Here is an 18,547-nt window from a genome sequence, read left to right as displayed (position 1 = left end):
AATGTGAGTAGGTGAGCGTCACATGTTCTCGTCTCCCGAGGCCAGCGCGTGCCGGGTCCTGCCCGTGCGGGCGGCAGGCACCCAGGATCCCCGACCCGTGCCCCCGTTCGAGGCCGAGTCGACCGCCGCCGACGTGATCGTCGCGACCCATCGCCTCACCTACAGCGACCGCCTGAAGGTCTTCATCGGCCCGCACGAGGACGTGGACAGCTTCCTGCGCCCCCTGCGCCGGATGGACGGCAGGCAGCGTTACGCGCTCGATCTGACCGTGCTGCCCGAGCCGATGCCCGCCACGGAGGTCACCACGGCGGTGAGTGGCGCCCGTGGCGATCTCGCGCTGCGCTGCGCGGGCTCGGCCGACGCGATGACCCTCCAGCTACGGGTGACGATCGACCACATCACCCGCCGCTACACCCTCGGGTTCCCCGGCGGCAGGCTGGGCCTGCCGACGGTCTACCTGCCGCACGGCGACGACGACACCTACGTCTACCCCGAAGAGGTGTTCACCGCCGAGCGCGCGGCCGCGGTCTTCCGTGGCTTCTTCCACGACGGCGCGATCGGCGACGATCTGCAGCACCGCGAGATCCTCGACTGACCGGCGCTCACCGCGCGCCAGTGCTGCGCGATAGCTAGGCTGGTCACAACGGTCACAACGCCTCGGTGACCGTGGAGAGGCCGGTGGGCGATGCGGGAGCTGTTCGACGAGATCCTCGCGCTACTGGCCGTCCAGCCGGTGGCGCTGGCCAGAATCGTCGACCGGACCGGCACCGGACCGCGCGACACCGGCGCCGCGATGGCGGTGGCCGCCGACGGGCGGGTCGTCGGGTCGCTGTCGGGCGGATGTGTCGAGGCGGCCGTCGTCACCACCGCGAGCCAGGTCCTGCGTGACGGCCACGCGAGTACCGAACGCTTCGCCGCGGCCGACGAGTTCGCGGTCGGCCTGCCCTGTGGCGGCGAGATCGAGGTCTTCGTCGAACGCCTCGACGCCACCGATGCCCCGCTGTTCGGCGCGCTCGTCGCCGCGCTCGCGGCGCACGAGCCGGTCGCCTACGCGACCACCCTCGAATCCGCCCCGGATCGCCGGCTGCTGCGGCCCGGGCGCGTGGAGCCGTGGCGCGAGCTCGACCGGGACGCGGCCGCGCTCCTCGCCGCGGGCCGCAGCGGCCTCATCGGCGCGCAGGACTGCACCCCGGCCGCCGCCGACAGGCCACGCACCTTCGTCCAGGTCTTCCGCTCCCCCGCGCGCCTGATCCTGGCCGGGGCCAACGACTACACCCGCGCGCTCGGCGTGGCGGCGGCCCAGCTCGGCTACCACGTCACCGTCGTCGACGCCCGCGAAACCTTCACCACCCCGGCCCGTTTCCCCGCGGCCGACGCGGTGGTCCTCGACTGGCCGCACCGGTACCTGGAGGCGGAGCGGCGGGCGGGCCGGATCGACGAACGCACCGTCGTCTGCGTCCTCACCCACGACGCCAAGTTCGACGTCCCGATGCTGGCGAGCGCGCTGCGCCTGCCCGCCGTCGCCTTCGTCGGCGCGCTCGGCTCCCGCCGCGCCCACGCCGACCGCATCGCGCGCCTGCGCGACGCGGGGCTCACCGAGGCCGAGATCGCCCGCGTCCGTAGCCCGCTCGGCCTCGACCTGGCCGCGCACACGCCCGAGGAGACCGCGATCTCCGTCCTCGCGCAGATCCTCGCCGAGCGCGGTGGCGCGTCGGCGCGCCCGCTCGCCGACCTCGACGGGCCGATCCACCGCCCCTGACTCGAATCGGGTCGCCCCTCTTGTTCTTGCCGCGCCAATTTCGATACAGTTTGTTTCATAGATTCGAAACAATCTGTCTCGCAAGGAGGTTCTGTGCGACCACCCGATCCCCGTACCGTGCGCAGTCGTGAGGCCGCGCTCGTCACGGCCAGGCAGCTACTGGTCGAGCAGGGCCTGGCCGGGCTGACGCACGGCGCGATCGCGGCACGCAGCGGAATCAGCCGGGCCACGCTGTACCGCCTCTGGCCGGAGCCGACCGATCTGGTGCGCGCCACCATCACCTGGCACATCGCCCTCGCCCAGGCACCGCCCACCGGGAACCTACGCGCCGACCTGCTGACCGCACTGGCGGGCACCCACGCGATGTTGCACGAGCCTGCCAGCGAACAGGCGATACGGGTGCTGATCGAAAGAGCCGCTGTGGACCCGCAATTCGCGGCCGTCAAGGAGTCGGCGTACCGGTCGGGCACCCGGGTGGTGCGCACAATCCTCACCGCCGCGGTCGAGCGCGGCGAGCTGCCCGCCGATCTCGATGTCGACCTCGCCGTCGACCAGCTGCACGGCCCCCTGTTCTTCCGCAGGCTGGTCGCCCACCGCACCTTCGACCTCGACTACGTCCGGGCGGTCGCCGACGACTTCCTGCGCCATCGCCCGACGAATCCGCCCTCCCGGCAAGGACCTTCGTGACATGACGAGCACCACCCCCGTAATCCGCTCCGCCCCACGCCTGCTCGCCGCCTCGATCGCCCTCGTCACCGTCTTCGGTGCGCTCCTGGCCGATGTCGTCATCCCCGCGAGCGCCGACCAGCACCTGGCCAACGACGCCTGGCCGCCACACGCGAAATTCCATGACGCCCAGTACATCGTGATGTCGATCCTGCTCGGCGTGCTCGCCCTCTACCTCCTGCGCGGCGACGTCACCCGCTCCCGCCTCCGCACCGCCTGCGCCCTGCTCGCCACCCCCTGGCTGGGCCTGCTCGGCGCCTTTCTGTTCCCCGGCACCGCCATTCAAGACCCCGAATTCCACAATCCCGCGCCCCTGGGCCTGCACCCCCAGGCCCTGCTGGCCGTGGTCGCGCTGATCGTCCTGGCCGTCGCCACCACGCTCGTCGCCCGCGAGGACTCGCCCGGTTGCGCGGGCCGACGCAGCGGGTGACGACGAACGGCGGACGAAGCCGCAGAACGGTCCCTCGGTGGTCTCTACCGCGCTCGCAATCCGGACAGTGGACGGGCGCCCCGTCGACGTGACGAGGCGCCCGGTGGGTGGGAGATTACGCGGCGACCTGTTCGGGGCGCAGGGTTTTCATCGGGGGGCGGTCTTCGAGGGAGACCTCGGTGGAGTGGGCGATGAATTCGCCGCCGATCATCGGGAACTGGGTGAGCGCGGCGCCGGAGTCGATGACGCCGCTGCGGCCCAGGGCGGTGCCGAGGATCTGGCGGCTCATCACGCCGAGATCGGCCAACGGGCGATTGCGGTGGGTGCGCACGCCCAAGTTGACCTGGGTGATGGCGTCCAAGCCCATCTGGTCGTAGGTGTCGAGCAGCAAGCCGATCTCGACACCGTAGCCGGGGGCGAAGGGGACGGCGGTGAGCAGTTCGCGGGTGCCCGCGTACTCCCCACCGAGTGGCTGCAAGACCTGGGACAGTTCGGGCCGCAGGGCCGCCAGCAGCGGCCGGGCGACGAGCTCGGTGACCCGGCCGCCGCCGTTGGCGTCGACGGACTCGCCCTGGCGCAGCGGACGGCGGTAGTAGGCCTTGGACAGATGCGTGCCCGGCATGGTCAGCAGCGGGCCCAGCAGCTTGGGCACGAAGTCGGGATCGGGGTCGATCAGATCGGAGTCGACGAAGGCGATGAGATCGCCGGCGGTACAGGCCAGCGAGCGCCACAGCACCTCGCCCTTGCCGGGGACCGGTTCGAGCTCGGGAACGGCTTCCTCACGGGTGATCACCTCGGCGCCCGCCGCGCGAGCGCGTTCGGCGGTGGCGTCGGTGGAGCCGGAGTCGAGCACGATCAGTTCATCGACCAGTGTGCCGAGCAGCGGCCGGATGCTGGCCACCACCGCGGCGACGGTGTCTTCCTCGTTCAGCGCGGGCAGCACCACCGAGACGGTGCGACCCGCCTTGGCGGCGACCAGTTCGCCGACCGTCCAGTCAGGGGTGTCCCAGGTGTGGGTAGTGGCCCAGGCGGGCTCGCGGTGTTGGATTTTCATGCCAGACCTCGCAGAGTTCGTGCGGGGGGCCGGATGCCCTGGATCGCGGCGATCATGTCCACCACCCGCCGGGTTTCGGCGACCTCGTGGACCCGGAAGATTCGAGCGCCCGCGGCGGCCGACCACGCGGTCGCCGCCAATGTGCCCTCGACCCTTTCGGTCAGACCGACACCTAAAGTCTCCCCGATAAAATCCTTGTTGCTCAGTGCCATCAAGACTGGCCATCCGGTTTTTACAAGACCGTCGATTCCGCGCAACAACTCGAGCCCGTGATAGGTGTTTTTCCCGAAATCATGGGTGGGATCGATCACGATGCCATCGCGGCGCACCCCCGCGGCCGCCGCGTTTTCGGCCGCGGCGACAACGGTCGCGGTCACCTCGGCGACCACATCGGCATAGCGGACCCGGTGCGGGCGGGTGCGCGGAATCGCGCCGCCGGTGTGGCTGCAGACGATGCCCGCGCCCGTCTCGGCGGCCACGTGCACCAGCTCGGGGTCGGCTCCGGCCCAGGTGTCGTTGACGAGGTCGGCCCCGGCCGCGACCGCGCTGCGGGCGACATCGCCGCGCCAGGTGTCCACACTGATCAACAGGTCGGGATACTTCGCGCGGATCGCCGCCACGAACGGCACCACCCGCCGCGTTTCCTCGGCGGCGTCGACCGTGGCGCCAGGTCCGGCCTTGACCCCGCCGATATCGACCAGGTCGGCGCCCTCGTCGACCGCGCGGGCCACCCGGTCCATGGCGGCCTCGTCGCTGAACGTCGCGCCGCGGTCGTAGAAGGAATCGGGCGTGCGATTCACGATCGCCATGACCAGGGCCCGGTCCGTCTCCACCGGCCGCCCGCACAAGGTGGGGCCGGGCCGCCCCCGCGCGATTTCCGCCGACGGGTCGGAACCGCTACTGCTGGCGCTGCGGGCAGGCGGTTGTTCGTGTGGTCGGGGTTCGGGCGTGCCCGACGAGGTACCCATGTTCATGCGAGCTCAGACGTTACCTTGCTAGCGCGGGGCCTGACCGGCCGCGACGTCGGCCGCGTAGCCGTCGTAGGCGGGGACGTAGCCGGTGGCCGGGCCGGACAGGACGTAGAGCCGACTGTCCGGGTCCGGGGTGTAGCCCTGCTTGCGCAGCTCCACTTTGCGGCTCTTGAACGTCGAGGTCTGCTCCAGTTCGGCCACCACCCGGACGAACAGCGGGATCGCGTAGATCGGCAGACGCTGGTAGACCGTCGCGGCCAGCGACTTGCCGTCGAATTCCGCGCCGGGCCGCAGGGTGACCGCGGCCATGCCCGCCTTGCCGTCGGTGCCGGGGATGTCGACGCCGTAGACGACGGCCTGCTCGATGTTCTCGTCGTGGTCGAGCGCGCCCTCGACCTCGGTGGTCGCGACGTTCTCGCCCTTCCAGCGGAAGGTGTCGCCGAGCCGGTCGACGAAGGCGATGTGCCAGAAATGCTGGTCGCGGACCAGGTCGCCGGTGTCGAACCAGCAGTCGCCCTTCTTGAAGCCGTCGCGGACCAGCTTGGACTCCGAGGCCCGCTTGTCGGTGTAGCCGTCGAAGGGCTGACGATCGTTCACCTTCGCCAGCAGCAGACCGACGCCGCCCGAGCGCACCCGGCGCAGCTTCCCGTCGCGCCCGCGCTTGGCCTTGCCGGTCTCGTCGTCGTACTCGACGACGGCGTAGGGCAGCGGGCACAGACCGGCGGTGCGATCGAGGCCGAAGGCGTTGACGAAGGCCAGCGGCGCCTCGCTGGACCCGTAGAACTCGACCACCCGGCCGATCCCGAACCGGCTGCGGAACTCGTCCCACAGTTCCGGGCGCAGGCCGTTGCCGACGGCCAGGCGCACCCGGTTGTCGCGCTCGGCCTGCCGCACCGGCTGGTTGAGCAGGTAGCGGCACAGTTCGCCGATGTAGATGAACGCGGTCGCGCGCTCGCGGGCGATCTCGTCCCAGAAGCCCGAGGCCGAGAACTTGCGGCTGAGCACGTAGGTCGACTCGCCCGCCAGCACCGCCGACAGCGCGACCGTCAGCGCGTTGTTGTGATAGAGCGGCAGACAGCAGTACAGACCGTCGTCGGCACGCAGCCGGACCCCGAGGCCGCCGAGCCCGGCCATGCTCTTGGTCCAGCGGTGGTGGGTCATCACGCTGGCCTTGGGCAGGCCGGTGGTGCCGGAGGTGAAGATCAGGAACGCGCGTTCGCCGGCGGTCACCCGCGCGCACACCGCCGGGTCGGCATCCGGTGCGGTGCGGGCGGATTCGGCCAGTTCCTCGGCGGCGAGTACGTGCTCGGCGGGCGCGGGCAGCGAGGCCAGCGCCTCCCCGCACTCGGCGCCGACCACGGTGAGCACGCTGTCGAGCAGGCCGATGCTGTGCGCGAGCACCTGATCGCGCTGGTTGTAGTTGAGCAGGCCGACGGTGCCGCCGAGCTTGAGCACCGCGAGCACGGTGAACAGCGTCTCGGGACGGTTGGTCATCAGCACGCCGACCACGTCGCCGCGGCGCACCCCGCGCCCCGACAGCACCGACGCGTACCGGTTGACCTCGCTGTTGGCCGCGCGATAGGTGTAGGAGCGGCCCTCGAACCGCAGGAACACCCGATCGGGCCGCCGGTGCGCGACGCGCTGGAAGTACAGGCCGATGGAGGCTTTGTCCTTGGGCCCCACCAGCATTCCGCGCGCGTTGCGCAGCATGCCGGGCGCGTCGAGCGCCATGGCGGGCAACGCCTTGGCGAGATCGAACACGCTGACGGTCGAGCGGGCGTCGTTGCTCACGTCGAATTCTCCTAGCCCTGAGCCGGTTCCAGCGCAGCGAAGGCGGCGGGCAGATCGGCGACCACGGTGATGCGGTCGCGCGCCTGCCGCGTCACGATTCTGCGTTCGTACAGTTCATCGATCCAGCGGAAGAGCCCGCCGTAGAAGCCGTCGGCGTCCAGCACCACCACCGGTTTGGCGTGTTCGCCGAGGTAGCCGCCGGTCCAGGTCTCGAACAGTTCCTCGAGCGTGCCGACCCCGCCGGGCAGGGTGAGGAAGGCGTCGGCGCGGGCCTCCATCAGCTGCTTGCGCTGACGCATGGTGTCGGTGACCAGCAGTTCGTCGGCGTCGACATCGGCGACTTCCTTGTGCACCAGGTGTTTCGGGATCACCCCGATGGTGTGCGCCCCGCCCGCGCGGGCGGCGGTGGCGACCGCGCCCATCATCGACACATGGCCACCGCCGGAGACCAGTTGCCAACCGCGCCGGGCGATCTCGGTGCCGACGCGGGCGGCCAGGCTGATCAGGTCGGGATCGGTGGTACTGGCCGAGCAGTAGACGCAGATCGAGTACGGCGCGCTCACCACTCGTCCTCGGTGCCGAGCCGCTCGATGTTCGCGTGATCGCCGGTCTCGCCCTGGATGATCCGCACGACCTCCTCGACGCTGTCGGTGAGCTGGATCAGGTCGAGGTCTTCCGCGGCGATCTTGCCCGAGCCGGCCAGCGACTCGCGCAGCCAGTCGACCAGGCCGGACCAGTACGCGGTGCCGAACAGGATGATCGGGAAACGGGTGATCTTGCGGGTCTGCACCAGGGTCAGCGCCTCGAACAGCTCGTCGAGGGTGCCGAACCCGCCGGGCAGGCAGACGAAGGCCTGCGAGTACTTCACGAACATGGTCTTGCGGACGAAGAAGTACCGGAAGTTGATACCGAGATCGACCCACTCGTTGAGGCCCTGCTCGAACGGCAGCTCGATGCCGAGCCCGATCGAGTAGCCGCCCGCCTCCGAGGACCCGCGGTTGGCGGCCTCCATCGCGCCGGGCCCGCCGCCGGTGATCACCGCGAAACCGGCCTTGGTGAGCGCGGCGCCGATCGCCATGCCCGCCGCGTATTCGGGATGGTCCTTGGACGTGCGCGCCGAACCGAACACGGTCACCGCGGGCGGCACCTCGGCGAGCGCGCCGAAACCCTCGACGAACTCGGCCTGGATCCGCAGCACCCGCCACGGATCGGTATGCACCCAATCGCTGTCCTGGCGGGTGTCGAGCAGATTCCGGTCGGCGGTCCGCACACCCTGCTTGCGTTCGCGGCGAAACATCACCGGCCCACGGAACTTCGCCGTCGATTTGACCTTCCCAGCCTGATCAGCGGAATCGGTAGACATGCCCCCACGCTACTGGGTCGGGTCGAACACCAGTCGTCAGCGGGCTGACAGGTAGGTGCGCAGCATCGCGGTGACGGCGGTGATCTGGCTCAGCGGCACGTGCTCGTCGCGCTTGTGCGCGAGGTTGGGATCGCCGGGGCCGAAGTTGACCGCGGGGATGCCGCGCGCCGCGAAGCGGGAGACGTCGGTCCAGCCGTACTTGGCCCGGACACCACCGCCGCCGTGGGCGTTGACCGAGTCGATCAGGGTGCGCGCGGCGGGCGCGGTGAGGCCGGGCAGGGCACCGGGCGAGGAGTCGGTCACCACGAACTCGACGTCGAGCCCGGCGACGACCTCGCGCACGTGCGCGACGGCCTGCTCGACGGTCCGGTCGGGCGCGAAACGGAAGTTCACATCCACCTCGGCGACATCGGGCACCACATTGCCCGCGACCCCACCGGAGACCCGCACGGCCGACAGCCCCTCGCGGTACACGCAGCCGTCGATGTCGACCTCGCGCGCCTCGTAGGCCGACAACCGCGCCAGTACCGGCGCCAGCCCGTGGATGGCGTTCTCGCCCAGCCAGGCCCTGGCCGAGTGCGCGCGCACGCCGGAGGTCGTCAGCCGGACCCGCAGCGTGCCCTGGCAGCCCGCCTCGATCCAGCCGCCGGAGGGCTCACCCAGAATCGCGAGGTCGCCGTCGAGCCACTCGGGCAGCTCGCGCTCGATATGGCCGAGGCCGTTGAATTCCGCGGCGATCTCCTCGCCGTCGTAGAAGATCAGCGTCAGATCGTGGGCCGGGTCGGCGATAGTGGCCGCCAGATGCAGGAACACCGCGTCGCCGGACTTCATGTCGACGGTGCCGCAACCGAACAGCACCGGCTCCCCACCGACCTCGTCGGGCCGGCTCGGCACGTTGTCGGCGATCGGCACGGTGTCGAGATGACCGGCCAGGATCACCCGCGTCGGCAGCCCGCGGTTTGTGCGCGCCAGCACCACGTTCCCGTGCCGCAGCACCTCGAACCCGGTGGTCTGCTCCCGCAATGCCTGCTCCACCAGATCCGCGATCTTGGCCTCGTCGCGCGACACACTGGGAATGTCGACCAGGGCGGCGGTCAGCTGGACGGGATCGGCACGCAAATCGAGAGTCACATCTCGACAGTAGTACGGACGCCGCCCCGGCTCGCCGCGTTCGCCGGGCGGCGCGTTCGCACGAAGCGGCCACTCGACGTCGGGCAGCCGAGAACGCGGCCACTGCCGACGCTCTGCCCTGAACCGGTGGACGCCCGGGTGTGCGGACGATCGCCGTCCGCACACCCGGGTTCGGTGTCCGGCCCGGGGGTGGCCGACACAAAGCGTCGCGGACCCGGCAAAATGAACTCCGTGAGCATTCAGGGAGCAACCGCAGTCGGTATCGCCAACGTGACCTCGGACGGCACCGTCCTCGACACCTGGTACCCCAGCCCCGAGCTGGGCGAATTCACCGAGACCGGCTCCAAGCGCGTCGACGCCGCCGAGGCGGGCGAGTTCGCCGAGCTGCTCGGTGTCGACGCGGCGCGCGGCGTCGAGGTGATCGCGGTGCGCACCACGATCGCCGACCTGTCGGCCGCCCCGGTCGACGCGCACGACGTCTACCTGCGCCTGCACCTGCTCTCGCACCGCCTCGTGCGGCCGCACGGCCTGAGCCTCGACGGCCAGTTCGGCCTGCTCAGCAATGTGGTGTGGACCAACCACGGCCCGTGCGCGGTGGACGGCTTCGAGCAGACCCGGCTGAAGCTGCGCGCCCGCGGCCCGGTCACCGTGCTCAGCGTCGACAAGTTCCCCCGCCTGGTCGACTACGTGGTGCCCTCGGGCGTCCGCATCGGCGACGCCGACCGGGTCCGCCTCGGCGCGCACCTGGCCCCGGGCACCACCGTCATGCACGAGGGCTTCGTCAACTTCAACGCGGGCACCCTGGGCAATTCGATGGTCGAGGGCCGCATCTCGGCCGGTGTCGTGGTCGGCGACGGCACCGACGTCGGCGGCGGCGCGTCGATCATGGGCACCCTGTCCGGCGGCGGCACCCAGGTGATCTCGGTGGGCGAGCGCTCGCTGCTCGGCGCCAACTCCGGCCTGGGCATCTCGCTGGGCGACGACTGCGTGATCGAGGCGGGCCTCTACGTCACCGCGGGCACCAAGGTCACCGGCCCGGACGGCACCGTGGTCAAGGCCGCGACCCTGTCCGGCCAGAACAACCTGCTGTTCCGCCGCAACTCCACCACCGGCGCGGTCGAGGTCGTCCCGCGCAAGGGCACCGGGATCGAGCTCAACGCCGCGCTGCACGCGAACGACTGAGCCAGGCTTTCCGGCGGCCCCGCACTCGCGCGAGTGCGGGGCCGCTGCTGTTTCCGGACCCATGTCCGCGACCGCCCGATCGACAGTGACGAGCGTCACCATCACAACCGGGCGTCCACCCGCATCCCATGGTCGACCCAGTTCTTTCCGGCAGGAGGCAGACGATGGACATCGTGGTGATCGGCGCAGGGTACGCGGGCACAGGGGCGGCGAACCGGCTGGCGAAGAAGGTGCCGACAGCCCGGATCACCGTGGTCAATCCACGGCCCGATTTCGTCGAACGGGTGCGGCTGCACGAGCACCTGGCCGGCACGGGCACGGCCGCGATTCCCCTCGCCGAGATGCTCGTGCCCACCATCGCGACCCGGGTGGCGGGAGCGGACAAGATCGGCGACGGGACCGTGACCCTCGACGACGGGACCGAGCTCGATTTCGACTACCTGTTCGTCGCCGTCGGCAGCACGGCCGCGCCGCTGCCCGGCGCGATTCCGGTCGGCACGTGGGAGGGCGCCGAACAGGCCCGCACGGCGCTGGCGGCGCTGCCCGCCGACCGGACCGTCACCGTCGTCGGGGGTGGGCTCACCGGCATCGAGACCGCGGCTGAGCTCGGACAGGCCCGACCGGATCTGCGCATCCGGCTGGTGGGGGCCGAGATCGGCGCGAGCTTGTCGGCGGGCGGACAGCGGCGGGTGCGGCGCGGATTGGCCAGGCTGGGCGTCGAGGTCGTCACCGGCGCGGTCGAGCGCGTCGGCGACGGCACGATCGAGCTGAGCTCGGGCGGCGCGCTCGCGTCGGACCTGACGCTGTGGGCGGTGGTGTCGGCCGTGCCCGACCTGGCCGCGCGCAGCGGGCTCGCGGTGAACGCGGGCGGTAGGGCGCTGGTGGATCCGTACCTGCGCAGCGTGACCGATCCGCGGGTGTTCGTCGTCGGTGACTGCGCCGCGGTGCCCGGCGCGCGCATGGCCTGCGCGACCGCGGCGCCGCAGGGCGCGCACGCGGTGGATACGCTCGCCCGGATGATCGAAGAACGCGAGCCGCAGCCGTATTCGATGGGATACGGCGGCCAGGCGCTGAGTATCGGCAGGCGCGACGCCGTCGTCCAGGCCTCGCGCCGCGACGACAGCCCGCTGCCGGTCTCGTTCGACGGTCGCGGCGCGGCGTTCGCCAAGGAGCGCATCGTCCGCTACGCCGCGTGGGCCGCGCGCACCGGCAACAGCGTGTGGTTGAGCGGCCCGAAACAGTGACCACCGAGCCCGAGCGGGTGTTCGCCGAGAACCGCAGACTGCTGTTCTCCATCGCCTACGAGATCCTCGGCTCGGTCGTCGACGCCGAGGACGTGCTGCACGACAGCTACCTGCGCTGGCGCGAGGCCGACCACGCGAGCGTCGAGAATCCGCGCGCCTACCTGGCCCAGATCGTCACCAGGCAGGCGATCGGCGTGCTGCGCTCGGCCGCGCGCAGGCGCGAGGAGTACATCGGGCCGTGGCTGCCCGAGCCGCTGGCGGCGGAGTCCGAGGGTGGGGTCGAGCATGTACTGACCGGCGAGGCGGTGACCACCGCGATGCTGCTCGTGCTGGAGACGCTGACGCCGGTACAGCGCGCGGTCTTCGTGCTCCGCGAGGTCTTCGCGTTCAGCTACGCCGAGATCGCCGCGGCGGTCGGCAAGTCCGAAACCGCGGTGCGGCAACTGAATCAGCGGGCCAGGGATCGCGTGCGCGAGAAGCGGCACACCGCGATCGCGACCCCGGCCGAGGCGCAGTCGGTGGTGGAACGGTTCTCCATCGCGGCGGCCACCGGCGATGTGCAGGCGCTGATGGACGTGCTCGCGCCCGATGTGGTCTATATCGGCGACGGCGGCGGCGTGGTCAACGCGGTGCGCAGGCCGGTCCTCGGCCCGGACAAGGTGGCGCGCTTGGTCATCGGCCTGCTCGCCAAGGGCGACCGAATGGGCGAGGTGGGCGTGCGCGTCGGCGTCTTCAACGCGATGCCCGGCGTGGCCGTGACGATCGACGGCGTCCTGGACCAGGTGACCTCCATCGAGGTCACCGACGGCGTCGTCACGGCGGTGTACTGCGTGCGCAACCCCGAAAAGCTCAGCGCGGTACGGATTCCGGGGTGAGACCGAAGGCGATGACCCTGGTCGGGTGGATTCGGATGAGCGCGTCGGGGCGCTCGGTGATGTAGGACTCGACCTCGGTCAGCGCCTCGGCGGTGCCGCGGATCTCCAGACAGCGCACCCGCCACGGCCGCACCGAGGCGATGTCGTCGACGACGAACGCGACGTGCTCGTTGTCGGCGAGATTGCGGAACTTCTTGGAGGCGGCCATGTTCCAGCCCGCGATATCGATGGTCCCGAGCTCGGCGTTGTAGCGGAAGCCGACGGGGTTGTTCTGCGGGGTCCCGTCGGCCCGCACGGTCGCCAGCCTGCCCAATTTCTGGGTGGCCAGGTAGTCGAGATGCTCGGGCGTCAGCGTTGCGCTCATGCCCCGACCGTAGGACCTGAACCGCACTCGAGGTCAATCCCCGGCTCTCGACGACGGCGCCGACCCGCGCTAGGCTGCCAGTTATACGGAACCGTATAACTGGAGGATCGTCATGGCACTTCCCCCTGGTCAACGCGCGGTCGAGGGCTTCCCGCGCTTCGGCACCCACCTCCACCACCCGCCGCCACCGATCCCCGCCGATCCGGGAATCGAGCTCGGCGGAGCGCTCACCGACACCGTCACGCTGTCGCCGGCCGCACTCGCGGAGCTCCCCCGAACGCAGATGCTGGCCGACTTCCACTGCGTCGCCGGATGGTCGGCGACCGGGCTGCGCTGGGAGGGCATCCCCTTCGAGACCTTCTACCGGCTGCGGGTCGAACCACTGCTGCGCCCGGACGCGCGGATCAGCCACGTCGTCTTCGCGGGGCTCGACGGATACCAGTCGATCGTGCTGCTCGACGACGTCCTGACCGGCGACGTCCTGCTCGCCGACCGGCTCGACGGACAACCGCTCGACAGCGACCACGGCGCGCCGATCCGGCTGGTGAGCCCGAGCCAGTACGGCTTCGTCAATACGAAACACCTGTGCCGCATCGAGTTCCACGTCAGCGAGCCGCCCGATCCCGAACGGTTCTCCCCGCTCGCGGCCCACCGCAGGGCGCGGGTGTGGGCGGAGGAACGGCATCGCTATCTGCCCGGCCGCGCGGTACGGCCCATCTATCACGCGCTGATCGGACCGATCCGGAAACTCAGCGCGCGCGGGAGCACCACACGGCCCCGCTGAGTCAGCCGAGCAGCTTCTTCTGCACCTTGCCCATGGCGTTGCGCGGCAGCGCGTCGACGAACCGGACCTCGCGGGGCCGCTTGTGCGCCGAGACCTGGGCGCCCACATGGGCGATCAGCTCGGTGCCGAGCTCGGCGGAACCGCCGTCGCGCGGCACCACGAAGGCGACGATGCGCTGGCCCAGGTCGTCGTCGGGCAGGCCGACCACCGCGACCTCGGCGACCGCCGGATGGCCGAGCAGCGCGGTCTCGATCTCGCCGGCGCCGATCCGGTAGCCGCCGGACTTGATCAGGTCGATGGACTCGCGTCCGACGATGCGGTGGAATCCGTCGGCGTCGATGACGGCCACGTCACCGGTGCGGAACCAGCCGTCCTCGGTCCAGTCCGCCGCGGTGGCGTCGGGACGGTTGAGGTAACCGTCGAACAGCATCGGGCCGCGCACCTGGAGCGCGCCGATGCTCTCGCCGTCATGCGGGACGGCGGCGTCGGATTCGTCGCGCAGCCGGGTTTCCACGCCGCGCACGGGCGTGCCGACCCAGCCCGGCCTGCGCTCGCCGTCGGCGCGGGTGGACAGGGTGATCATGGTTTCGCTCATGCCGTAGCGCTCCACCGGCGGCTGCCCGGTGAGCTCGGCCAGCTTCTCGAACACCGGCACCGGCAGTGGCGCGCTCCCCGACACCAGCAGTCGCGCCTTGCCCAATTGCCGTGCCGAATCGGGCTTTTCGACGATCCGTGACCACACCGTCGGCACCCCGAAGTACAGGCTGCCGCCCGCCGCCGCGTAGGCCTCGGGCGTCGGCTTGCCGGTGTGGATCACCGGGCTGCCGACCCGCAGCGGCCCGAGCAGGCCCAGGATCAGCCCGTGCACGTGGAACAGCGGAAGCCCGTGCACGAGGGTGTCTTTCCAGGTCCAGCCCCACGCCTCGGCGAGCGCGTCGAGGCCGGCCGCGATGGCAGCGCGGCTGAGCATCACGCCCTTGGGCGCGCCGGTGGTCCCGGAGGTGTAGAGGATGAAGGCCGTCGACGCGGGATCGGGTTCGGGGTAGGTGTGCCAGGACCGCGCGTGCAGCCGCACCGGCACCACCGGCAGCCCGGTGCCCTCCGGCGCCGCGCCGAGCCAGGCCTGCGCACCGGAATCGCGCAGGATGTGCTCGAGTTCAGCCGCACCGGAATCGGGCGGCACCGGCACCACCGTCACGCCGGCGATCAGACAGCCGACCACGGCGAGCACGGTGCGCACGGTCGGTTCGGCCAGCACCGCGACCCGGTCGGCGCGCGCGATCCGCTCGGCCACCGAGGTCGCCGCACCCAGCAGATCGGAGCGCGACAGAGTGGCATCATCGATGGTGACGGCGTCGGGAATGTCGGCACCGGCGGCGACGGCGACCGGATCGAGCGAGGCGAGCAGCAGCGGCGGACCGTAGGGCATCCGTCCACGCTAACGCGGCGCGGTTCGGCCCGCGCGCGCCGCCGTCCGTTGACTCCCCGACGACATGATGAGACATTCATCATATAGTTCTCTCACCGATGAAGGGGTCAACGATGACCATCCTTGCTCGCGCACGTTCGGGTCGCACCGAACCGGCCGAATTCGACATCCGGGACTACGTGGACGGTTCGACCGCCTTCTGGGGCGCGACCGCGAACGTGATCATGCAACTCAGCCTGGCGCCCGTCGGCTACGGCGTCGCGGAATCCCGAGTCCACAGCGGCAGCATCATGCGGCATCCGGTGAAACGAACACGCACCACCCTGACCTATCTCTCGGTGGCCCTGATGGGCGATGACGCCGATCGCGCCGCCTATCGGACCGCGATCAACGGCGCGCACAAGTACGTCCGCTCGACCGCGGACAGCCCGGTGCAGTACAACGCCTTCGACAAGAACCTGCAGCTGTGGGTGGCTGCGTGCCTGTACTGGGGCGCGGTCGACGTAATGGCCCGCATCTACGGCCCCGCCGACGACGACATCGCCGACACCTTCTACGAATACGCCCACCACCTGGGCACCACCTTGCAGGTCCCGAGGCAGATGTGGCCGGCCGATCGCGCCGCCTTCGACGCCTACTGGACCGAACATCTGCCGCAGTCGCACATCGACGCCACCATCAAGGCCTACTTCGACGACCTGCTCGATCTGAAGATGATCAGCCCGGCCCTGCGGCTGCCGTTCGCCCGGTTCCATCGCTGGTTCACCACCGGCCTGCTCCCCGCCCACCTGCGCGACGAGATGGGCATGACCTGGACCGACCGCGACGAACGCACGCTCAACCGGCTGATGCGGGCGAGCGGCAGGGTGACGGGCCGGCTGCCGCGGGTGATCCGCAACTTTCCGTTCAACCTGACTCTGGCCGACATGCGCCGCAGACAGCGCCGGGGCAAGCCACTGATCTGACCGGTCCTGCCGCGCGCCTTCCGCGCCGACCTGCGACGTTCGGGTTTCATACCCACGATCGGTCCGTCGCACAGAACCGGAGGACGCTCATGAGCAGGCGAACAGTCATGTGGTGCGTGGCGGCGGCCGCCGCCGGTCTGCTGATCGGCGCGCCCGCCGCCAACGCCGACGAGGACCCGGCCACCGTGCCGTCGCGGACGGCGCTGTCGGTGCGGACGCCCGGCGGATTCGCCTGGGGCACCGCCAACGAGCACGAATCGCGGTCGGCGCTGTCGATGTCGAAGCTCTACATCGTCGACTACGCCCTGCGCCACGGCGACGGCGCGCCGGAGGACCGCGCGCTGGCGGAACGGATGATCCGCGACTCCGACGACGGTGCGGCCACCCAGCTGGCGAACAAGTATCCCCAGGCCATCGAGGCCACCGCGAGCGAATACGGGCTGCGCGCGACGCACGGCAGCGCCGACTGGGGCCGGTCCAGCACGAGCACCGCCGATCTCACCGAGTTCCTGGTCACCAAGCAGCGCACCGATCCGGGCTCGCCGATCTTCGGCTGGATGGCGGGCGCGAGCAACACCGCCGCCGACGGCACGCCCCAGAACTGGGGCACCGCCCAGCTGCCCGGGGTGCAGGGCAGCAAGTGGGGCTGGTCGGACCTGGACACCCCCGAGGTGGCCTCCGCGTCCTTCGGCACCGGGTTCTCGGTCGCCGCCCACACCTACGGCACCCCGGCCGAGCAGTCCGCCGATGTGCTCGACGCGCTGCCCGCGGTGCTCCTGCGGCTGGTCAGCGGGCGCTAGTCCATGTGCGGATAGCGGTAGTCGGTCGGCGGGACGAAGGTCTCCTTGAGCACGCGCGGGGCGACCCAGCGCAGCAGGTTCAGCGGAGAGCCCGCCTTGTCGTCGGTGCCGGAGGCCCTGGCGCCACCGAACGGCTGCTGACCGACCACCGCGCCCGTGGGCTTGTCGTTGATGTAGAAGTTGCCCGCCGCGTAGCGCAGTGCGGCGGCGGCCTTCTCGATCACCGCGCGGTCGCGGGCGAAGACCGCGCCGGTGAGCGCGTAGGGCGAGGTCGAATCCACCTCGGCCAGCAGCACCTCGAAGGCGTCGGGCGCGTCGTCGTCGTAGACGTACACCGAGAGGATCGGCGCGAAGTACTCGGTCCGGAAGGCCTCGTCGTGCGGATCGTCGGCGAGCAGCACCGTCGGCCGGACGAACCACCCCACGCTGTCGTCGTAGGTGCCGCCCGCGGCGATGGTGATCCCCGCGTCCCTGGCGCGCTCGATGGCGGCCACCGACTTGTCGTAGGCGCGCTGATCGATCAGCGCCCCACCGAAATTCGCGAGATCGGCGACATCGCCGTAGGTCAGCTCCCCCACCGCGGCCAGGAACTTCTCGCCCATCGTCCGCCACAGCGATCGCGGCACGTAGGCGCGCGAGGCGGCCGAGCACTTCTGGCCCTGATACTCGAAGGCGCCGCGAATCATGGCCGTGGACAACGCCTCCGGATCGGCGGAGGGGTGGGCGAGAATGAAGTCCTTGCCGCCGGTCTCCCCGACCAGGCGCGGATAGCTGTGGTAGCCACCGATATTCGCGCCGACCTGCTGCCACAGGTGCTGGAAGGTGCGGGTCGAGCCGGTGAAATGGATACCGGCCAGGCGCGGATCGGACAGCGCGATCTCGGAGAGGTTCCTGCCGTCGCCGGTGACCAGATTGATCACCCCGGGCGGCAGGCCCGCCGCGATCAAGATCCGCATCGTGACCCACGCCGCCAAGGTCTGGGTGGGCGCGGGCTTCCAGATCACGGTATTGCCCATCAGCGCGGGCGCGGTGGGCAGATTGCCCGCGATGGCGCTGAAGTTGAACGGGGTGATCGCGTAGACGAAGCCCTCCAGCGGCCGGTAGTCCATCCGGTTCCAGACACCGGGCCCCGATCGCGGCTGCTCCTCGAGGATCTGCCGCGCGTAGGCGACATTGAACCGCCAGAAGTCGACCAGCTCGCACGGCGCGTCGATCTCGGCCTGCACCGCCGACTTGGACTGCCCGAGCATGGTCGCCGCCGCCACGGTCTCACGCCACGGTCCCGACATCAGATCGGCCGCGCGCAGGAAGACCGCGGCCCGCTCGTCGAAGGACAGGTCGCGCCACTGCGGCGCCGCCAGCACCGCCGCCTCGATCGCGTCGCTCGCCTCCTCGTGCGTGGTGTCGGTGTAGGTCCCCAGCACCAGCGATCGCCGGTGCGGCGCCACGATCCCGTGCCGCTCACCGTCGCCGCCCCGCTCCTGTCCCCCGATCACCAGCGGCACGTCGACGCACTCCCCCGCGATCTCGGCCAGCCGCGCCCGCAGCCGCTCCCGCCCCGCCGTCCCCGGCGCGTACGACTGCGCTGGCTCGTTCGCGGGCACCGGAACCACCGTGACAGCGTCCATACTCCGAGGCTATCGCCGCGGCCCCGAGATCGCCCGGATCGAGATGTCGCT

19 protein-coding genes are annotated in these 18,547 nt (G+C 70.8%); 10 read left to right on the top strand and 9 right to left on the bottom strand.

The window, feature by feature from the left end; all coding sequences use genetic code 11:
- Positions 1–22: 22 nt before the first annotated feature.
- The 4 genes from ACIO52_RS04945 to ACIO52_RS04930 all read left to right on the top strand — a co-directional run bounded on the left by ACIO52_RS04945 (position 23) and on the right by ACIO52_RS04930 (position 2,915).
- Positions 23–595 carry a hypothetical protein gene (locus ACIO52_RS04945; RefSeq protein WP_402641780.1) on the top strand — a complete coding sequence of 191 codons (573 nt, stop codon included), beginning with the start codon at positions 23–25 and terminating at the stop codon, positions 593–595.
- A 90-nt stretch (positions 596–685) separates the two neighbouring features.
- Positions 686–1,759 (top strand): XdhC family protein, encoded by a 1,074-nt coding sequence (locus ACIO52_RS04940; protein WP_402641778.1) that lies wholly within the window; start codon positions 686–688, stop codon positions 1,757–1,759.
- Between the two features lie 93 nt (positions 1,760–1,852).
- Positions 1,853–2,446, top strand: coding sequence for a TetR/AcrR family transcriptional regulator (locus ACIO52_RS04935; protein ID WP_316575948.1), 594 nt, complete (start codon positions 1,853–1,855; stop codon positions 2,444–2,446).
- A 1-nt stretch (position 2,447) separates the two neighbouring features.
- Complete coding sequence (locus tag ACIO52_RS04930; RefSeq protein WP_402641774.1) at positions 2,448–2,915, top strand: DUF6640 family protein; 468 nt, start codon at positions 2,448–2,450, stop codon at positions 2,913–2,915.
- Positions 2,916–3,030: 115 nt separating this feature from the next.
- On the opposite strand, the gene ACIO52_RS04925 is transcribed toward ACIO52_RS04930, so the two are convergent.
- From ACIO52_RS04925 to dapE, 6 genes are read right to left on the bottom strand one after another with little or no spacing between them, the layout of a single operon-like run.
- On the bottom strand, positions 3,031–3,969 hold the full coding sequence (locus ACIO52_RS04925; RefSeq protein ID WP_316575950.1) for a glucosyl-3-phosphoglycerate synthase: 939 nt from the start codon (positions 3,967–3,969) through the stop codon (positions 3,031–3,033).
- Positions 3,966–4,937: a dihydropteroate synthase gene (folP, locus tag ACIO52_RS04920; RefSeq protein ID WP_402642167.1), complete on the bottom strand. Its 972-nt coding sequence runs from the start codon at positions 4,935–4,937 to the stop codon at positions 3,966–3,968. Before folP ends, ACIO52_RS04925 begins: the two co-directional genes overlap by 4 nt.
- 27 nt (positions 4,938–4,964) lie before the next feature.
- Positions 4,965–6,731 carry a long-chain-acyl-CoA synthetase gene (locus tag ACIO52_RS04915; protein ID WP_218719888.1) on the bottom strand — a complete coding sequence of 589 codons (1,767 nt, stop codon included), beginning with the start codon at positions 6,729–6,731 and terminating at the stop codon, positions 4,965–4,967.
- An 11-nt stretch (positions 6,732–6,742) separates the two neighbouring features.
- Positions 6,743–7,297 (bottom strand): TIGR00730 family Rossman fold protein, encoded by a 555-nt coding sequence (locus ACIO52_RS04910; protein WP_374104892.1) that lies wholly within the window; start codon positions 7,295–7,297, stop codon positions 6,743–6,745.
- A complete protein-coding gene (locus tag ACIO52_RS04905; protein WP_218719886.1) occupies positions 7,291–8,094 on the bottom strand; it encodes a TIGR00730 family Rossman fold protein in 804 nt (267 codons plus the stop codon). The genes ACIO52_RS04910 and ACIO52_RS04905 overlap by 7 nt, the downstream gene beginning before the upstream one ends.
- Before the next feature lie 36 nt (positions 8,095–8,130).
- On the bottom strand, positions 8,131–9,225 hold the full coding sequence (dapE, locus tag ACIO52_RS04900) for a succinyl-diaminopimelate desuccinylase (RefSeq protein WP_402641769.1): 1,095 nt from the start codon (positions 9,223–9,225) through the stop codon (positions 8,131–8,133).
- Between the two features lie 231 nt (positions 9,226–9,456).
- Here dapE and dapD point away from each other — a divergent pair, with 231 nt between their 5' ends.
- The 3 genes from dapD to ACIO52_RS04885 all read left to right on the top strand — a co-directional run bounded on the left by dapD (position 9,457) and on the right by ACIO52_RS04885 (position 12,526).
- Positions 9,457–10,407 (top strand): 2,3,4,5-tetrahydropyridine-2,6-dicarboxylate N-succinyltransferase, encoded by a 951-nt coding sequence (gene dapD / locus ACIO52_RS04895; RefSeq protein WP_342800641.1) that lies wholly within the window; start codon positions 9,457–9,459, stop codon positions 10,405–10,407.
- 164 nt (positions 10,408–10,571) lie between these two features.
- Positions 10,572–11,651, top strand: coding sequence for an NAD(P)/FAD-dependent oxidoreductase (locus ACIO52_RS04890; RefSeq protein WP_402641766.1), 1,080 nt, complete (start codon positions 10,572–10,574; stop codon positions 11,649–11,651).
- Positions 11,648–12,526: an RNA polymerase sigma-70 factor gene (locus ACIO52_RS04885; protein ID WP_402641764.1), complete on the top strand. Its 879-nt coding sequence runs from the start codon at positions 11,648–11,650 to the stop codon at positions 12,524–12,526. Before ACIO52_RS04890 ends, ACIO52_RS04885 begins: the two co-directional genes overlap by 4 nt.
- Here ACIO52_RS04885 and ACIO52_RS04880 read toward each other — a convergent pair.
- Complete coding sequence (locus ACIO52_RS04880) at positions 12,501–12,890, bottom strand: PPOX class F420-dependent oxidoreductase (RefSeq protein ID WP_218719881.1); 390 nt, start codon at positions 12,888–12,890, stop codon at positions 12,501–12,503. The two genes, ACIO52_RS04885 and ACIO52_RS04880, sit on opposite strands and share 26 nt — an antisense overlap.
- Positions 12,891–13,002: 112 nt before the next feature.
- Between ACIO52_RS04880 and ACIO52_RS04875 the strand changes: the two genes are divergently transcribed.
- The gene (locus ACIO52_RS04875; RefSeq protein ID WP_316575953.1) at positions 13,003–13,674 is read left to right on the top strand and encodes a molybdopterin-dependent oxidoreductase; all 672 of its coding nucleotides are present in this window, start codon (positions 13,003–13,005) and stop codon (positions 13,672–13,674) included.
- A 1-nt stretch (position 13,675) separates the two neighbouring features.
- On the opposite strand, the gene ACIO52_RS04870 is transcribed toward ACIO52_RS04875, so the two are convergent.
- Positions 13,676–15,103, bottom strand: a complete 1,428-nt coding sequence (locus ACIO52_RS04870) for an acyl-CoA synthetase (protein WP_316575954.1) — start codon at positions 15,101–15,103, stop codon at positions 13,676–13,678.
- Positions 15,104–15,216: 113 nt separating this feature from the next.
- Between ACIO52_RS04870 and ACIO52_RS04865 the strand changes: the two genes are divergently transcribed.
- Complete coding sequence (locus ACIO52_RS04865; protein ID WP_402641759.1) at positions 15,217–16,068, top strand: oxygenase MpaB family protein; 852 nt, start codon at positions 15,217–15,219, stop codon at positions 16,066–16,068.
- A gap of 89 nt (positions 16,069–16,157) precedes the next feature.
- Positions 16,158–16,868: a hypothetical protein gene (locus ACIO52_RS04860; protein WP_316575956.1), complete on the top strand. Its 711-nt coding sequence runs from the start codon at positions 16,158–16,160 to the stop codon at positions 16,866–16,868.
- Here ACIO52_RS04860 and pruA read toward each other — a convergent pair.
- Entirely contained in the window at positions 16,865–18,496 is a 1,632-nt protein-coding gene (gene pruA / locus ACIO52_RS04855; protein WP_402641756.1) for an L-glutamate gamma-semialdehyde dehydrogenase, read from the bottom strand. The two genes, ACIO52_RS04860 and pruA, sit on opposite strands and share 4 nt — an antisense overlap.
- Positions 18,497–18,547: the final 51 nt, after the last annotated feature.

The organism is Nocardia sp. NPDC087230, from assembly GCF_044744725.1.
Lineage (GTDB): Bacteria > Actinomycetota > Actinomycetes > Mycobacteriales > Mycobacteriaceae > Nocardia > Nocardia canadensis.
This window is presented reverse-complemented; position numbering and strand designations above follow the sequence as displayed.

What these genes read in the sequence shown, in the direction of transcription:
- ACIO52_RS04945 (WP_402641780.1), top strand. Translation starts at nt 23, where the DNA reads ATGTTCTCGTCTCCCGAGGCCAGCGCGTGCCGGGTCCTGCCCGTGCGG.
- ACIO52_RS04940 (WP_402641778.1), top strand. Translation starts at nt 686, where the DNA reads ATGCGGGAGCTGTTCGACGAGATCCTCGCGCTACTGGCCGTCCAGCCG.
- ACIO52_RS04930 (WP_402641774.1), top strand. Translation starts at nt 2,448, where the DNA reads ATGACGAGCACCACCCCCGTAATCCGCTCCGCCCCACGCCTGCTCGCC.
- ACIO52_RS04925 (WP_316575950.1), bottom strand. Translation starts at nt 3,969, where the DNA reads ATGAAAATCCAACACCGCGAGCCCGCCTGGGCCACTACCCACACCTGG.
- folP (WP_402642167.1), bottom strand. Translation starts at nt 4,937, where the DNA reads ATGGGTACCTCGTCGGGCACGCCCGAACCCCGACCACACGAACAACCG.
- ACIO52_RS04905 (WP_218719886.1), bottom strand. Translation starts at nt 8,094, where the DNA reads ATGTCTACCGATTCCGCTGATCAGGCTGGGAAGGTCAAATCGACGGCG.
- ACIO52_RS04890 (WP_402641766.1), top strand. Translation starts at nt 10,572, where the DNA reads ATGGACATCGTGGTGATCGGCGCAGGGTACGCGGGCACAGGGGCGGCG.
- ACIO52_RS04880 (WP_218719881.1), bottom strand. Translation starts at nt 12,890, where the DNA reads ATGAGCGCAACGCTGACGCCCGAGCATCTCGACTACCTGGCCACCCAG.
- ACIO52_RS04875 (WP_316575953.1), top strand. Translation starts at nt 13,003, where the DNA reads ATGGCACTTCCCCCTGGTCAACGCGCGGTCGAGGGCTTCCCGCGCTTC.
- ACIO52_RS04870 (WP_316575954.1), bottom strand. Translation starts at nt 15,103, where the DNA reads ATGCCCTACGGTCCGCCGCTGCTGCTCGCCTCGCTCGATCCGGTCGCC.
- ACIO52_RS04865 (WP_402641759.1), top strand. Translation starts at nt 15,217, where the DNA reads ATGACCATCCTTGCTCGCGCACGTTCGGGTCGCACCGAACCGGCCGAA.
- ACIO52_RS04860 (WP_316575956.1), top strand. Translation starts at nt 16,158, where the DNA reads ATGAGCAGGCGAACAGTCATGTGGTGCGTGGCGGCGGCCGCCGCCGGT.
- pruA (WP_402641756.1), bottom strand. Translation starts at nt 18,496, where the DNA reads ATGGACGCTGTCACGGTGGTTCCGGTGCCCGCGAACGAGCCAGCGCAG.